Annotated in this window: 16 protein-coding genes; 1 reads left to right on the forward strand and 15 read right to left on the reverse strand. The window is 25.2% G+C overall.

Annotated features, from left to right (window positions below; genetic code table 11):
- Positions 1-163: 163 nt before the first annotated feature.
- The 5 genes from NSA50_RS09595 to NSA50_RS09615 form a co-directional block, all read right to left on the reverse strand.
- Positions 164-868 carry a LytR/AlgR family response regulator transcription factor gene (locus NSA50_RS09595; protein ID WP_257444703.1) on the reverse strand — a complete coding sequence of 235 codons (705 nt, stop codon included), beginning with the start codon at positions 866-868 and terminating at the stop codon, positions 164-166.
- A 47-nt stretch (positions 869-915) separates the two neighbouring features.
- Positions 916-1,950, reverse strand: coding sequence for a rod shape-determining protein (mreB, locus tag NSA50_RS09600; RefSeq protein WP_257444705.1), 1,035 nt, complete (start codon positions 1,948-1,950; stop codon positions 916-918).
- A 138-nt stretch (positions 1,951-2,088) separates the two neighbouring features.
- Positions 2,089-3,054 (reverse strand): SDR family oxidoreductase, encoded by a 966-nt coding sequence (locus NSA50_RS09605; protein WP_257444707.1) that lies wholly within the window; start codon positions 3,052-3,054, stop codon positions 2,089-2,091.
- 59 nt (positions 3,055-3,113) lie between these two features.
- Positions 3,114-3,866 (reverse strand): hypothetical protein, encoded by a 753-nt coding sequence (locus NSA50_RS09610; RefSeq protein WP_257444709.1) that lies wholly within the window; start codon positions 3,864-3,866, stop codon positions 3,114-3,116.
- A 23-nt stretch (positions 3,867-3,889) separates the two neighbouring features.
- Positions 3,890-4,534 carry a hypothetical protein gene (locus NSA50_RS09615; RefSeq protein WP_257444711.1) on the reverse strand — a complete coding sequence of 215 codons (645 nt, stop codon included), beginning with the start codon at positions 4,532-4,534 and terminating at the stop codon, positions 3,890-3,892.
- A 223-nt stretch (positions 4,535-4,757) separates the two neighbouring features.
- Between NSA50_RS09615 and secA the strand changes: the two genes are divergently transcribed.
- Positions 4,758-7,115: a preprotein translocase subunit SecA gene (gene secA, locus NSA50_RS09620; RefSeq protein WP_257444713.1), complete on the forward strand. Its 2,358-nt coding sequence runs from the start codon at positions 4,758-4,760 to the stop codon at positions 7,113-7,115.
- A gap of 312 nt (positions 7,116-7,427) precedes the next feature.
- Here the strand turns inward: secA and NSA50_RS09625 are convergent, their stop codons facing one another.
- The 10 genes from NSA50_RS09625 to NSA50_RS09670 form a co-directional block, all read right to left on the reverse strand.
- Entirely contained in the window at positions 7,428-8,135 is a 708-nt protein-coding gene (locus NSA50_RS09625; RefSeq protein WP_257444715.1) for a LytR/AlgR family response regulator transcription factor, read from the reverse strand.
- Positions 8,136-8,147: 12 nt separating this feature from the next.
- The gene (locus tag NSA50_RS09630) at positions 8,148-9,395 is read right to left on the reverse strand and encodes a sensor histidine kinase (RefSeq protein WP_257444716.1); all 1,248 of its coding nucleotides are present in this window, start codon (positions 9,393-9,395) and stop codon (positions 8,148-8,150) included.
- Positions 9,396-9,472: 77 nt separating this feature from the next.
- The gene (locus tag NSA50_RS09635; RefSeq protein ID WP_257444719.1) at positions 9,473-10,576 is read right to left on the reverse strand and encodes a glycosyltransferase; all 1,104 of its coding nucleotides are present in this window, start codon (positions 10,574-10,576) and stop codon (positions 9,473-9,475) included.
- A 28-nt stretch (positions 10,577-10,604) separates the two neighbouring features.
- Positions 10,605-11,720, reverse strand: a complete 1,116-nt coding sequence (locus NSA50_RS09640; protein ID WP_257444721.1) for a glycosyltransferase — start codon at positions 11,718-11,720, stop codon at positions 10,605-10,607.
- 30 nt (positions 11,721-11,750) lie between these two features.
- Positions 11,751-12,284: an acyltransferase gene (locus NSA50_RS09645; protein ID WP_257444723.1), complete on the reverse strand. Its 534-nt coding sequence runs from the start codon at positions 12,282-12,284 to the stop codon at positions 11,751-11,753.
- A 102-nt stretch (positions 12,285-12,386) separates the two neighbouring features.
- Positions 12,387-13,577 carry an O-antigen ligase family protein gene (locus NSA50_RS09650; protein ID WP_257444725.1) on the reverse strand — a complete coding sequence of 397 codons (1,191 nt, stop codon included), beginning with the start codon at positions 13,575-13,577 and terminating at the stop codon, positions 12,387-12,389.
- A 9-nt stretch (positions 13,578-13,586) separates the two neighbouring features.
- A complete protein-coding gene (locus NSA50_RS09655; RefSeq protein WP_257444727.1) occupies positions 13,587-14,273 on the reverse strand; it encodes a CpsD/CapB family tyrosine-protein kinase in 687 nt (228 codons plus the stop codon).
- Positions 14,274-14,276: 3 nt separating this feature from the next.
- Positions 14,277-14,996 carry a YveK family protein gene (locus NSA50_RS09660; RefSeq protein WP_257444729.1) on the reverse strand — a complete coding sequence of 240 codons (720 nt, stop codon included), beginning with the start codon at positions 14,994-14,996 and terminating at the stop codon, positions 14,277-14,279.
- A gap of 151 nt (positions 14,997-15,147) precedes the next feature.
- Positions 15,148-16,314 (reverse strand): nucleotide sugar dehydrogenase, encoded by a 1,167-nt coding sequence (locus NSA50_RS09665; RefSeq protein ID WP_257444739.1) that lies wholly within the window; start codon positions 16,312-16,314, stop codon positions 15,148-15,150.
- Positions 16,315-16,342: 28 nt separating this feature from the next.
- A complete protein-coding gene (locus tag NSA50_RS09670; RefSeq protein WP_257444741.1) occupies positions 16,343-17,353 on the reverse strand; it encodes an SDR family NAD(P)-dependent oxidoreductase in 1,011 nt (336 codons plus the stop codon).
- Positions 17,354-17,442 lie beyond the last annotated feature (89 nt).

Consider the following 17,442-nt stretch of genomic DNA (forward strand, 5'->3'; position numbering starts at 1 on the left):
ACTATTAAGATAATATACCAAAGGATTTTTTTGTAAATTTAAAACAAAAAAGATGATTCCTAAACAATATAGAAATCATCTTCTAAGTTAACTTACTTCTAATAATCTATAACATATAGCTTTATGCTTACTAATTTATGTATTTTTATTATCTTTAATATTTTCAACAAATCAACATATTATTTCGAACTGAATCTAACCTACTTATACTTATAGGAATAACTGTATTATCCTCTAAAACCAAACTACTTTTCTTTACTATTTTTACATAGTCCATATTTACTATATAAGATCTATGGCATCTAACAAATCTTTTATCTTTTAACTCTTCTTCAAGTTCACTAATCTTTTTTTTCCACTTTATTGTTTGATTTAGAGTTACCACATCTATATAATGTGAAAACATTATAAAATATTTTATTTCATTTATGTTTATTTTTAATTTTTTCTTTTTGGAGTCCATAACTAAATACTCCTCTTCTTTTAAGTCCTTATATTTATTATATGATTTATCCATAATATTTTCTAACCTTTTATAATTAAGAGGTTTTAATAGATAATCCATAGCTTTCACTTCATATCCTTCAAATACAAAGCTACTATCCGCTGTACAAAAAACTATATCTATTACTTTATCCCTACTTCTTATTCTCTTAGCTAGCTCAATCCCTGACATTTGTCTCATTTTTATATCTATAAGAACAATATTTAATTCTATGCCTTCTTCCCAGTAAAATAAAAATTCCTCTGCTGACTGATAATATACTATTTCAATATTCTCATCTTTCTTAGCTCTCCATATGTTAAGAAGGTTACTTATTAATTCATGATGTAATATTTCATCGTCGCAAACTGCAATTTTATACATATAATCACCTATCAGTACTATCAAAATTATCTTTCTAAATTTTTAAACTATATCAAAACAGAAATTTCATTTATATCTTTATCTATATCTATTTTATCTAACATTGAAAGAATTTTTCCTGTTCCTTCACATACAGATTCTAATGAGTTATCGGGAATATAAATTTTAATTCCAATTTCTTCTTGAATGAAATCACCTATTCCAGCTATAAGTGCTCCTCCACCAGTTATAGTTATTCCATTTTCTAAAATGTCTCTTCTAAGTTCTGGTGTAATATTAGATACTATATTTCTAATTTCATCTATGATACTAAATATATTCTTTTCTATTATTTCCCTAATATCACTAGATTTTATTTCTATCTTAATTGGTAATAGCTTTTTTAAACACATTACCGTTATAGTTTCCTTCATCTCTTTACTTTCTTTTCCAACACTTCCTATCTTTCTTTTTAACTCATCAGCTTGTGCTAAACTTATTATAACTTCATATTTATCTTTTATGTATTTAATTATTTCTCTATCTATAATTTCTCCAGAATATTTTATATTAGTTTTAATAACACTACCACCTAAAGAAATAATAGCTATTTCCGTCATTCCTGCACCAATATCTATTATCATACTTCCCTTACATTCTGAAATATTAATTCCACATCCTATTGCTGCTGCTAATGTTTTTTCAACTAATAATATGTTTTTAGCTCCCGAAACTTTTGCTACCTCGATCATAGCCATCTTTTCTAATTCTGTTGCATTGGACGGTATAGACATTACTACATTTTTTATTACTAGTTTTCTACCTAATATAATTCCTTTTAGTAACTCATTCAATAACTTTTCTGCACAGTCATAATCTGAAATTACCCCATTGGTTATTGGCTTTATAATTTTTATATATTTAGACGTTTTTCCCAACATCTTTTTAGCCTCTTCTCCAAATGCTAATACTTTATTTGTGAGTACATTTATAGCTATTACGGAAGACTCTTTCAGAATTATCCCTTTACCTTTTTCATATATTAATATAGTGTCTGTTCCCATATCTATTCCTAATTCAATTTTTCTTTTGATGAACTTCATACTTTCACCTCATAATTTCATAGTACACTTATTTTTACTTATAAATATAATTATCTATTTTGATAATAGCTAAAATGTACCTATCAACTTAATGAAGCATATTTAACCATTCTTATATTATAATCTCTCTATAAAGGTCTATTTATTCAATACTTCCTTGTACCAATTAATTGTAAGTTTTATTCCTTCTTCAAAATCATACTTAGGAGTATACCCTAACATTATTTTAGCTTTTTCGATATTAGCATTTGAATTTTTTATATCTCCAGCTCTCGTTTCAAAAAACTCTGGTTCCCTGTCTATCCCTAAGCATTTTTTTATTTTTTCATAAACATCAATAATTTGTTCTCTTCCACCTCCTGATATGTTATAAACTTTTCCTACTGCATATTTTGAAGCAAAACATGCTTTAATATTAGCTTCAACTACATCATCAATATAAGTAAAATCTCTAGACTGAAGCCCATCACCATTAATTCTTGCTTTTTCTCCTGTTAAAAGTGCAACTATAAATTTCGGTATTACTGCTGCATACTCCCCATCTGGACTTTGTTTTTTCCCATAAACATTAAAGTATCTAAGCCCTATTGTCTCTAATCCATAAATTCTATTATATAAGTCTCCATATTCTTCCGTAACTTTTTTTGTAAGTGCATATGGAGATATAACTTGTCCCTCTTCACCTTCTTTTTGTGGTAACTTTTTTACATCTCCATATACTGATGATGATGAAGCAAAAATAACTCTTTTAACATTATTTTTCCTTGCAGCTTCAAATATGTTTAATGTACCTCTTATATTTACTTCTTCATATATGCAAGGTTCTTTAATGCTTCTTGGAACTGATCCCATAGCCGCTTGGTGCAGTATATAATCAACATTATTAGAAGTCTTATCGCATATATTAAAATCTCTAATATCACCTATAAAAAGTTCAAAGTTAGGATTCTCCATTAGCTCAACTATATTTTCCTTTTTTCCAGTAGAAAAATTGTCTAAACACTTTACTTTATAACCTCTTGATAATAACTCTTTACATAAATTTGACCCTATAAATCCAGCTCCTCCAGTAACTAAAAATACTATATCTTTTTCACTCTTCACTTCATTCTCCTCCTAGGTTATTAATTTTATAATCAAATAATGCTTCTTAATACTCTTAGTTATATAATATTAATAAGTTCAGCTTGTTTTTCTACTAATTCATTATGTTGAAGTTCAATAAGTTCTAATGGCTCTTTCACTATTTCCTCTATGGAATCATCTACTTTATCTGTTTTAAATTCTATAATCTCATCAATTGCTTTTAATCCATTTTCAAATACAGATTTAAAATATAGATTCATTCTGTCATATTCATCTTTTATCTCATCAGCCAATAATCGTATTGTAGACAAGTTTTCATTTATATTAAATTTTATTTCCTCTGCTTTTTCCTCTTCATTTTCAATCATATCATTAGCTTCTATCATTGCATTTTGGAGCATGCTTTGTGTTTTTAAATCACATTCTTCATTCATCTTGTCTGCAATAACATTAGCCTCTATTATTATTTTCCCTACATCTTCACTTGTAGAATAAATCATATCATTATGATTATTATTACTAGTAGATACTTTTGCTTCTAATAAGCTTATCTCTTCAAGTATTTCTTCCTCTTCTTTCATAAATAAACTTACTTTTTTTTGAAGTTCTTGTAATTCTATTTCATTTTTATTGATTTCTTCTTCTACTTCTGAAGATTTGTTTACAACCTCATTTATGTCATCTAAAAGTTTTTTATTATTTTCTTTCTCTTCATATAACTTCTTTATTACTGATTCTTTTTCTGAATTTGCTACTTCAATATATTTTATAACTTCTAATTTATTAAATCCCCCAACAACAACTGTTTCAAACATATCTTTACTTATCATTTTCTCTACTCCTTAAAACCCCTCTATTTTATCTCTCTATCGCCACTAATATTACTTATAGAATTTTCTATCGATTCCAAACATTTTATTAATTCACTATTACATACGTTGTATTTACTTTTTATACTTGTTGCTTTATATTTTTTCTCTTCAATAAACTTCTGTAAATCCTGATTAATTTTATCAACTTTTTTATGTGCTTCTTTTTTAATCTTTTCGCATTCAAAGCTTACCTTTTGTATTCTCATTTCAGATTTTTTCTTTGCTTCATCAATTATAAAAGTTGCCATTTTTTTTGTTTCTGATAACAAACGCTCTGCATCCTCACTATTTTTATGATTACTATCTAGATCGTTTCTCTCTTTAACTTTATTCTTCAAATTATCTCTTTTTTCTCTTATTCTCTTTATTTTATTTTGCAACTCATCTACATTTAATCTCTCGATAGTTATATCCTTTTGCTTGTTTTTCAATAAATTTTGCTTTGTCACATACTTAGCTTTTTCTTCTGTTTTTTCATTTAATAAAAATTTTCCTGTTTCTTTTTCCTTGTATAGCTCCTTTAATAAGTCTTCCTTTTCCTTATGTATTTCATCCATATATTTTATTACCTCTACTTTATTGAAGCCACCTATCATAGATACATCAAATATATCCTTTTTTTTCAAAAAGATCCCTCCTTAAAATATTATAAAACTTTATATCCCTTATGTCTTTTGAATAATTTTAATAATCATTTTTCAATTACAATTAAAATTATACTTATTAAAACTTATTACTATTAATAAATACGTAAAAAATATTGTATTATACGTAAAACCCATATTTCTAATATTTATTTATATTATTTTATTTATGTAAATCAATTTATATGAAAGGCTTGAGTTATATATGATAAAAAAAATATTTAAATCTTATAATGATAGAGAATTAAAACAAATTTCTTATCTTATTCCTAAAATATATTACTATCAAAAACAATATAAAAATTTTGTCGATGATGACTTCAAAAATAAAACCTCTGAGTTTAAAGATAAATTAAAATCTGGTGAATCTCTAGACTCAATACTCCCTGAAGCTTTTGCTTTAGTTAAGGAAGCTTCAGAAAGAACTCTGGGAATGTCTCATTTTGTTGAACAACTATTAGGTGGTATTCTTCTTCATCAGGGAAGAGTTGCAGAAATAAAAACAGGCGAAGGTAAAACTTTAACTGCTACTTTACCTTTATATTTAAATTCATTAACAGGAAACGGAGTTCATATTATAACCAGTAATGAATATCTTGCACAAAGAGATTGTGAGTTTGCTAGACCTTTATTTGAATATTTAGGTGTATCTGTTTCTTATCTGTTATCTGGACACTCAGCAACTAAAGATGAAAAACTTCATGCATATAATTCTGATATTACATATGGTACTCACAGTGAGTTTGCTTTTGATTATTTAAGAGATAATTTAGTTAAAAACATAAATGATAAAGTTCAACGTGGACATTCTTTTGCCCTTGTTGACGAAATCGATTCTATATTAATTGATGATGCTAAAACTCCTCTTATTATCTCAAAACTAAATGAAAACCCTGATAACATTTCAGAATATATAAAAGCAAATGAATTTGTAAAATCATTAATTGTGGATGATGATATATCAATAGATTATTCTCAGAAATCAATAACACTCACAAATGCTGGAATTAATAAAGCTGAGATTTTTTATGATTTGAATGATTATTCTGAGTTAGATAATCATAATATTCATCATCTCATCAATCAAAGTCTAAGAGCAAATTTTTTATTAGAAAAAGATATAGATTATATTGTGTCTGACAATAAAATTTTAATTATTGATTCTTCTACTGGTAGAATTTTAGATGGTAGAGAATTTTCTGATGGGCTTCATCAAGCACTAGAAGCGAAAGAAAACGTAAATATATCTAGTATATCTGATATACTTGCTACAATTACGTACCAAAGTTTCTTTAATATGTATAAAAAACTTTCTGGAATGAGCGGAACTGCATTTACATCTCAAAAGGAATTTAAAGATATTTATAGTCTTGATGTTATTGTTGTTCCAACACATAATCCAATTAAAAGGTTAGATCGAAAGGATATTATATATAGCACTCATAAAAATAAACTCTATGGAATATTAAAAGAAATAGATTTATCTCATAAAAAAAAGCAACCTGTTTTAATTGGTACTCATTCAATTAAAGATACTTTAGAATTATCTAATTTATTATCTAACCTCGGCATTTCTCATAATGTTTTAAATGCTAAGAATGATAAAAAAGAAGCTGAAATAATTTCTAAAGCTGGTGAGTTAGGTAGCATTACTATATCCACTAATATGGCTGGAAGGGGTACTGATATAAAGCTTTCAAAAGATTCCATACGAGCTGGTGGACTTAAAGTAATTGGTACTACACGTCATGAATCTAAAAGAATAGATGACCAGCTTAGGGGAAGAGCTGGCAGACAAGGTGATGTGGGTGAATCTGTATTTATTATTTCTTTAGATGATGATATTATAAAACTATCTGATAATCCTAAGCTTGATATAATAAAAACAAGAAGTCATCTATTTTCTGAATTACCTATTAATGACTATGATAATAAATTATATGGATTAGTAAATCAAATTCAAACTAAACTAGAAAGTGATAATTATGACATTCGAAAAAATCTTAATTTATTTGAGCAAGTAACTAATTATCAAAGAGAATTTATTTATAAACAAAGAGACATTATTTTATCTTATACTAACAGTGAGCTTGAAAGTTCGTTATTGGATATAATTGAAAATATTATTTCAACGAAATTTATAGATTATTTTCAATCTACAAGTGATATTTCCAAAACCTATGAACTTATAAAAGAATATTTATCATCTATAAATATTTTTATAAATGATGATTCTTTTCCAAATTTAAATACTCTAGAAAATAAAGAATTATTGAATATAATTATGGATTTAGTTAATAATTCTTATTCTAATTTAAAATCAAATTTTGAAATAGACAGATTTTATGAAGTTCAAAAAAATATTTTCTTAAATTCATTAGATAAAAATTGGATAGAACATTTAAATAACATGCAATTATTAAAACAAAACGCTGCATTATCTTATTTAAAACAAGAAGACCCTCTATGTTCATATAAACTTAAAGGTTCAACTTTATTTATTGATATGCTTAATTTCGCTAAAGAGGATATAATAAAAAATATTTTTTCTTTAACCTATTAATCTTATATTCAAACTATCTAAAAATTATACTAAAATTAAATATATCATATTCTAAAATTTTACCTATAAACAGGACACTAAAAAAGTATTTTGTTTGTAGGTATTTTTATAATATTTACTATCTTAGATAAATAGTGCAATAGTAAAATAAAATTTATCAAATAAACTACTTAAAGACCCCATCTTCTAATTAAAGTAAAAAACCAAAAAAGATGACCTCTAACAATATAGAAATCATCTTTTTTAGTTTAATAACTTTTTTTGTTGTATCCTTTATAAAAATACAACTTTATTCTAAAATTATTTACTATTTTAGAATTCTAATAAAGCTTTTTTTACCTCTTTCATTCTACTAATACTTATTGGTATTGATATATTCTCAAATAAAATAATAGAATCTTTATTGACTTTTGTTATGTATCTTTTATTTACTATGTACGATCTATGACACCTTATAAAATCTTTATCTTTAAATTCTTTTTCTAAGTCGCTTATCTTTTTTTTCCATTTGAATGTTCCATTTATAGTTACTACATCTAAATAGTGAGAAAACATTATAAAATATTTTATATCATTCAATTTTATCTTAAGCAAATCTTTTCCTGACTTAAATACTATCACCTCATCTGAAGACCTACTTGCTTTTCGAAATTCATTTGCAATATTTAATGATTTAATTAACTTTTCTTCATTTATAGGTTTTAAAAGGTAATTAATTGCATTTACATCATACCCTTCAAAAACAAACTCACTATATCCTGTAAAAAATATAATATTTATATCTTTATCTATTTTTCTTATATGAAATGCTAAATCTAATCCAGACATTCCTTTCAATTCTATATCTAAAATTACTAAATCATATTCTACTTCCTCTTTCCAATAAAATATAAACTCTTCAGCAGAATAGAAGTTAGTTATTTCTACCTTATCTTCTATTTCTTTAGCCCATTTTAATATATATTGGTTAATTAATGAATGATAAATCTTTTGATCATCACAAACTGCAATTTTAAACATAATTCTCACTCCTTATACATTATTCACTAATACAATATCAGTTGTAAATTTATTATTTTCAACCCCTATAAAAATGTTTCCAGAATACTTATTTACAACATGTTCAATTTGCGAAATACCAATACCATGCCCCTTTTCTTTTTTTATAGAAATAAACCTCCCATTTTTAACTTTATAATTATTTGTGGTATTATTACTTACCCTTATACACAAGCATCCTTTTACATTAGATATTATTACATTAATTTGCCTATTTTTCTCTTCTAAATACATACTAGCCTCAATTGCATTATCTAATAAGTTTCCTAATAATGTACAAATATCATAATCTTCTATCGCTATTTCTTTTATTCTACATGATTCTATATCTATATTTATTTTTTTCTGATTACATATATATTCCTTATTAAAAATAATTGCATCAATTACTTCATTATCAGTATATGAAGTTTTTGGAATTATATCAAATTTATCACTTATATACTCAATGTACTCATTAGCTTTATTTAGTTGATTCATTTTAAAAAGAGTATAAATTACTTGTATATGATTTCTATAATCATGCTTAATTTTTCTCATTTCACTATTAACTTTATCAACTTCAACTCTATAATTATATAAATTACTATTTATATTTAGCTTATTTTCTATATTTAGCTTTTCACCATATTCATCTAAGCTAATAAAATAAAGTTTTATTATTATTAAACTTATTGTAATACTAATAACTGAATATACTAATATATTAAATAAATCTTCCTCAATAAATTCGATATTAACGAAACCTAAATTAATTATTAAACATGTTGAAATACACAGTATAATAAGATTTTTTAATATCTTATTTGGAATATAATTCATTTTTCTATTCCTAGATATTATAAAAAATAAACTCATTTTAATGGTATTAGATATAATCAATACCAGTATTCTAAAGTCATCAGTTATAGCAAACGTTTTAACCATATAAGTATTTTTAATCAAAGCTACCAATAATTCTGTAGAAAAATATATAGATGTCAGCATTGTATTAATAAATACTCCACAAAATATTTTAAATAATAATTGACCTTTTCTAAAAAGAATTAAATAAATTATTACTTCTACTAAAACAAAAATCATTTGATAAAATATAGGTATCTTAACAAAGGTTATATAGGCTAGAAGTAAATATATGAATATAAAATATAATATAACATAAATCGTATTTCTTTCTTTTTTTAAAGTAAGTCTATTAAGAAAGAAAAAAATGCTTGCCATCTCAAAAACATTATATAGTAGCTCCATAATTATAAACCTTATATTCATTATTTTTCTCACTCCTAACTTTAAAATATTTATTTTTTATAATCTGCATTAATAACTTCTTTCCATTTAACTACTATATTTCTCACATCATAATCTTCTTCAATTCTCTTCCTTGATTTTAAACCAAACTCTTCTCCGCCTAAAACTTCCCATTCTTTTTTTGCCTCTATCATTCCTTTAACTACACTATCTACATTCTCACTTTCAACTAAAAAGTTTTCATTTTTAATAACTTCAGATACTCCTCCTACATTAGTTGCAACAACTATTCTATTTAAAGCAATTGCTTCTATTATAATATTTGGAATACCTTCCCATCTTGATGTTAATACTACTCCATCACATGCACACAATAATTTATTTATTTCTTCACTTTTATTATTTATTATTATATTATTACTTAACCCATATTTAGCTATTAAGTCATTTATTTCATTCTTCATATAACCATCACCTACAATATAAAGAATAACATTCTCATCTTGCTCCAAAACTTTTTTAAACGCTTTAATCATAGTAATATAGTCTTTTTCATATACTAATCTTCCCACAGCCATCCAAACAAATGTATTATTATCCACATTAATTTTTTTTCTCCATGTATGTCTATACTCTTTGTTAAATTTAAAGTGCTCCGTATCTATCGCATTTCTAATGACCTTTAATTTTTCTTTTTTAACTATCCTCTTACTCAACACTTCATCATAAACTATATAACTATTTACTATAGTCGTATTTGACATATAATCTGTTATCTTTAATAAAGTTTCACGAAAAACCCCACCTGTATTAAAGCTCCTAATTGATGAGATAATATTAGGTACAGAGTTTAACCAACCAATCACTCTACTTATAATAATTGCATGAAATAAAAAACCTATAACTACATCTGGGTTCTCTTTTCTTACAAATCTAAATATATTTATTATTCCTTTAATTTTATTCTTTTTTATATTAAAACAAAATACTTCTATATTTTCTTGTTTAAGCATTTGCCCTATTTTACCATTATCAGTTAATGAAATAAGTTTTATATCTAAATCACTTTTATCAATATACTTACATATTCTATATACCTGTATTTCTGCTCCTCCTATGTCTAATCCTGTTATAAAAAAAATAACCTTTTTCATATCAACTCCCCCTTGTTCTACATTAGAGTCAAGATCTATAAATATCTATAATCTTTTGTACAATAACTTTTTCATCAAACATCTTTTTAGAATATTCTCTTGAATTATATGAAAATTTATTATATAATTCATCATCATTTATCAATTTATTTATTTTTAATGCTAACTCACAATGGTCATCTAAGGTTACTAGATACCCTGTTTCATCATCCAAAATAGTTTCACTTGTTCCAATAACTCTTGTTCCAATGCAAGGCACGCCTAAACTCATTGCTTCCATTATAGCTCGTGGCTTACCTTCTTTCTTAGATGTTAATATTAAAAGTTTCGATTTTTTTATTATTCTTAAAACTTCTTCTTTAGTCGAAACACCTGTAAATTTAATATATTTATCTAATTTATTCTCTTCTATATATTTAATCACTTCATCATCATGTCCTTCTCCTACACAAATAACTTCTAAATTCTTCACATTATATTTATTTATTAAAACATTTATAGCCTTTACTAACATTATATGATTTTTTACAGGCTCAATTCTAGCAACACAAACTAATTGACATTTATTACTCTCTTTATATGAAATATTCTCTATATTTTCTATTTCATCTAAATCAATGCCATTCCCAATATACTCTAATTTAGCTCTTTTATCCATTTTATATTTTTTCGCTAATTCGTATTCATATCTATTCTGGAACAATAGTAAATCTGTCCATTGTGATAGTACAAATTCAATTGATATATATATTATTCTTCGTATATCACTATATAAAGTAAAATGATAACCATGTACTTGATGAATACACTTTATTTTATTTTTACAATTTATATTAACTAATTTTACTGCAATTCTAGCGATAGCCCCACTCTTTGAATTATGAGAATGAACTATATCAGGTTTTTCTTTTTTCAATATATTCATTAGCAACTTTATTTCTTTTATTATATTTAATAAACTTATTCCTCTAGTAAATTTATACTCTACTGTTCTAATTCCCTCCTTTTCTATCATACTTCTCCATTTTCCGTCGGGACATAAAATTATATTATCAAATTCTTCTAATTGATTTACTAATTTCACTCTATTTTTTAATAATCTATATGCACCTATATCAGTAGATGCTATATCTAATATTTTCATTATTATCATCCCCATTTATAATGTTCTTCTTTATTCATTCCAAAAATAATTCTTTATCTTTTCTTTATCTTTTACATCAATATCTATAGTATTTAAGTTGCATTTCTCTATATATTCTTCCAAAGTACATATAAATTTAGCTGGATTGCCTGCATACACTGTATTAGGTGGAATAGATTTTGTAACAACTGATCCAGCTCCGACTATTGAATTAGGACCAATTTCTATATTAGGCAATAATATTGAATTTGCTCCAATAAAAGAATTATCCTTAATCTCTATTTTCCCTAGTTTATTTACATGCGAAAAATTTTTTTCCCCAGTAAAAACTCTAATACCTCCATCGTGAGTTAAAAATTTTATGCCATCTGTTAATATAACATCGTTACCAAGCTTTATTAGATAAGGTTCACTTCCCACATCTGGTATTCCTGTAAATCTACATCTTTCACCAATTTGAACACCCTTTACCCTACAAATTACTATAGCAAATTTCATCTTTTTTAAAGCACACCATCGCCTTATTTTAATTAAAATATTAACTATCTTTTTTATTTTCTCCAATTTCTGCATCTCCTCTAACCATATGTTCTTTTCTTTATCATCAATATATAATAATACTAAATATACTAATTACAACTGCTATAAAGTTAACTATATTTTACTCTACTTATAATAGTTAAGTTTATTAATAGTATTTTTTTCATCAAATATTAGTAAAGTAAACAGAGATATATATACAGTTGGAAAAAGATGTAAATTATGATTAAAAAAATTTGCTATTGCTAATATTATTATTAGTTTAGCAACACTATTATATTCTTTACTACTTGTCCTAAAAAATAATGCAATTAATGAAGTTAGTAGTATTGTTGCTGGTATTATACCAGTTTCTGCCAATATATATACCAATGTATTATGTGGCATTAAAGCCTTTTCTGAAGTACCATACATAACACCATACACCCCTGAATTTCCTAAACCAACTCCCCAAAGTGGATTTTCCATAAATGTTTTTATTCCATTTTTAACCAAATCAAGTCTACCATTTGAATAATCTTGATTTTCCCATCCTCCTATAGTCAATCTATCACTTCGCAACTCAAAATTTCCAATAAATTTACCTACAATAAAGCTCCCTAAAATAAACAGTATTAATATAATTATTAACTCTTTTTTATTTTTTTTAGCAATATCATTAAAGATAAATATTTGTATTATGCTATATATTAACATACTCCCTCTAGACATTGTAAATATAATACATACAGCTACCAAAACATCAATAATTATAAAATAAACTCTATATTTAGTATCATGTTTTATTAATGAAAAAATTGTAAACAATAATATATTCAATTTGAACCCTGTTAAGTTTGGATTGTCATCAAATCCTCTAATTCTTGGTAATCTACCAGCATTTTGGATAACTTCTGTAATTACTTCAATTATAACCATAGATATCAAAAAAAACATAACTACTAAAACAATCAATGTTATTTGTTTCTTTAAATTTTCATCATATAAACTATATAGTATAAATACAATTATATTTAAAATACTTATTACACCATATTTAAAATACTCCATCCTATCTATTAATATTATCAATTTATTGTTTTCATTTCCAATCAGAATATATGTTAACCAAAATAAAACAGCTACACAAATAAACGTTATTCCGGTTTTACTTATATAGCTTATTTTAACTTCTTTATACATGCTTATATTTATACTTATCATAAATATAGCGATAATTGCAATTATTAAATTTATCTCAAATATAAATTTCCCTAAAAAAGCCAATATCATTGTTATATAAAATGGTAACCTTATTATTTGTACTAAACTTTTCATAATTCTCCTCTAATAATAAGTATAATATCCTTTTTCCTCCACCTCTACTGAATTAAGTACAACACCAAGCAAATTATTACTTGTATTCTTTATTGTTTTAGCTGCTTTTAATAATTCTTTCTTCTTAGTTTTCCTATATTTAGCTACTAATATTACTCCATTGCTCAATGATAACAAAGGTAATGCATCTGATACTAGATTTATCGGTGGCGTATCTATAATTATGTAATCAAATTTTTGTTTTAATTCACCTATTATATTAGCAACTCTCTTTGACATTAATAATTCAGCTGGATTTGTTGTTGATTTCCCTGAAGTAATAGCATATAATTTCTTTTCTATATCTATCAGTGCATCTATTAATCTGTTCTCTCCTACTATAATATCAACTAACCCAATTCCATTTATAGTCCCTAATTTCCTATGTAATGATGGTCTACGTAAATCTGCATCTATTATAATAACATTCTTACCTGCTAACGCTAAAGATTTAGCCAAATTTGCCGATACTGTCGATTTACCATCTCCTTTTTCTGGACTAGTCACAACTATAATTTTAGCACTATCATAACTTACTAATGAATATTGAAGATTGTTTCTTAAGACTTTAAATGCTTCCTCTCCTATTTGCATATCAATCTTGTGCTCATCATTAATTTTATTTTTTTTGCTTTTTTTATTTTTTGCTTTTAACATTTATTACTCCCCTTTGTATACTATTGATGAAATATCATATACCTTTATATTAGGTATCTCCCCAATCACAGATTTATTAATTAATCTTTCAATTTCCTCAGCAGAATTTATAAAATTATTTTTTTTCTCTAATAATATTGATATTATAACTGCAATAAAAATCGAAAATATTAATGCTAATGGTAAAGGTATTCTATCCCTAGTATTTATAGGCTCATTTGGTACTACAGGTGTTTCTATCATATATACACTTGAATTTTTTATTATATTTGAAATTTCATCAGATAAAACTTCATACAAGCTATTTATATATTTTACAACTTCATATTTATCAGAACTAATATATGATACTTTGATAATTTGAGTATCATTTTGTGCTTTAACCGTAGTATTTTTTTTTGCATCCTCATTAGTTTTACTTATTTTTCCCTTTTCTATAGCTTTACTTACTATATCTCTACTTGTAAATAAATACACATATGTAGAAGTTAGTCGTTCATACATATTTATTTCACTATTTTGATATTCTGTACTCATATCCTTTCCAATAAATAAAGTTGCTTCTGCTTGATATAATGGAGTTTTTTTTGCAATAATGTTTATTCCAAGTGCAATAATATTTATAAGTATTATTATAAATATTATCACTTGTTTTCTTTTTTTTATATAATATAGTAATTCCTGAAAATCTATGAATCTATCACTTCCTGTATTTCTATCCATACTTGACCTCCTTTAATACTTTAACAATTAATGGTATAAATCCACTTTTTTTCAAACCATAAATATACATATTTTATTCTCAAACACTCTTTTTCTACTATTTTTATTTTTCCTAATTTATACCTATTTCATTTTTTTGACATGTGTTATTTTAATTTACATTAAATATATCTCTTGTATATACTTTACCTTTGACATCTTCTAATTCAAAGTATAATCTATTTGTTATTATAATATCACTTTCCATCTTAAACCTATCTAAATCCTTTATCACACTACATCCATAAATATTATCATTAACTGCTAATGGCTCATATATAATTACATCTACCCCTCTTTCCTTTAATCTCTTTATAATTCCATTTACTGCCGAGTATCTAAAGTTATCTGAGGATAATTTCATTTCAAGTCTATATATGCCAACTCTCCTCGGATTCATCTTAAATATTTTTTCTGCAATATAGTCTTTACGAACTTTATTAGAGGTAACAATTGAAGTAATTATACTATTAGGTATATCTTCAAAATTAGATATCAATTGCCTGCTATCTTTCGGTAAACAATACCCTCCATATCCAAAAGAAGGATTATTATAATAATTACCTATCCTAGGATCTAATCCAATTCCTTCAATTATACTTCTTGCATCTAATCCTTTTTCCTCTGCAAAAGTATCTAATTCATTAAAATATGCTACTCTCATTGCTAAATATGCATTAGAAAATAACTTAATTGATTCAGCTTCCTTTGAGTTTGTAAATATTATAGGCACATCTTTTTTAATAGCTCCTTTTTGCATTAACTCTGAAAATTCTTTTGCTTTATCTGACTTATCACCTACCACTATTCTTGAAGGATATAAATTATCATATAATGCTTTTCCTTCTCTTAAAAATTCTGGTGAAAAAATAATATTTCTCGAATTAAATTTTTCTTTTACTCTCTCTGTATATCCTACTGGAACTGTTGATTTTATAACTATTAATGCTTTTTTATTAACCTGCAATATTTTCTCAATTACATTATCTATTTCATTTGTATTAAAACTATTTAACTTAGAATCAAAATTACTTGGTATAGCTATAATTATAAAATCTGCATTTTTATAAGCCTCATATGAATTAGTTGTAGCATATAAATTTAATTCTTTATTAGATAAATAGTTCTTAATTTCTATGTCTTCTATAGGTGATATTTTATCATTTATCATATCTACTCTTTTATCTTCAATATCTACCGCTACTACTTCATTATCTTGAGCTAACAAAATTGCATTAGCTAATCCAACATATCCAACTCCAACTACCACTATCTTCATTAAAATCGCCCTCCAAAATAACTATCTATTATTTATAAAATAATTTATACCAATCAATAAATTTACTTAATCCATCTTCTATACTTGTACTTGATTTATAATTAATAGCCCTATCCAATGCTTCAGTATTTGCATAAGTGTTTTTCACATCTCCGTCTTGCATTTCTATATAATTTTTTTTTGCCTTTAACTCCAATTTCTTTTCTAAAATAGATATAAATTTTTCTAATTTAACAGGACTACTATTACCAATATTATATATTTTATATGGAGCAAAACTCGAACTTATTTCTCCATTTCCCTCTTGCTCTCCATCCATTTTCTTAGGTATTACTGGTAATAATCTATAAATACTTTCTACTATATCATCTATGTATGTAAAATCCCTTTCCATTTTCCCATGATTAAAAACTTTTATTGCATTTCCTTCAATAATATCTTTTGTAAAAGAGAAATATGCCATATCTGGTCTTCCCCATGGCCCATAAACAGTAAAAAATCTTAATCCAGTAGTAGGAATATCGTATAAATTGCTGTATGAATGTGCCATTAATTCATTTGATTTTTTAGTTGCTGCATATAAGCTTACTGGATGATCTACATTGTGATTTTCAGAAAATGGAACAACTTTATTTCCTCCATAAACAGAACTTGATGATGCATAAAGTAAATGCTTTACTTCATTATATCTACATGCTTCTAATATATTAATAAATCCAACTATATTAGAGTCTATATATGAATAAGGATCAATTATAGAATGCCTCACTCCTGCTTGTCCCGCCAAATTAATTACATAATCAAATTTATATTTATTAAAAATATCATCTACATCTTTTTTATGTTTTATATCTATCTTATAAAAAGTAAAGTTTTCATACTGTTTTAGTATATCTAACCTAGCTTCCTTAAGTGTAACATCATAATAATCATTCAAATTATCTATCCCAACAACTTTATAATCTTTTCCTATTAAAAATTTTGATAAATGAAATCCAATAAATCCGCATGCCCCAGTTATTAATACTATTTTTTTCATAAATTATCTCCTTCTATAATTATTTTTATAACTAATCTTAATTGAATCTCCACTGCATAAGTTTACTTCTGTAAAGAAAAGTAATTTAT

The organism is Clostridium mucosae (assembly GCF_024622765.1).
Lineage (GTDB): Bacteria > Bacillota > Clostridia > Clostridiales > Clostridiaceae > Clostridium.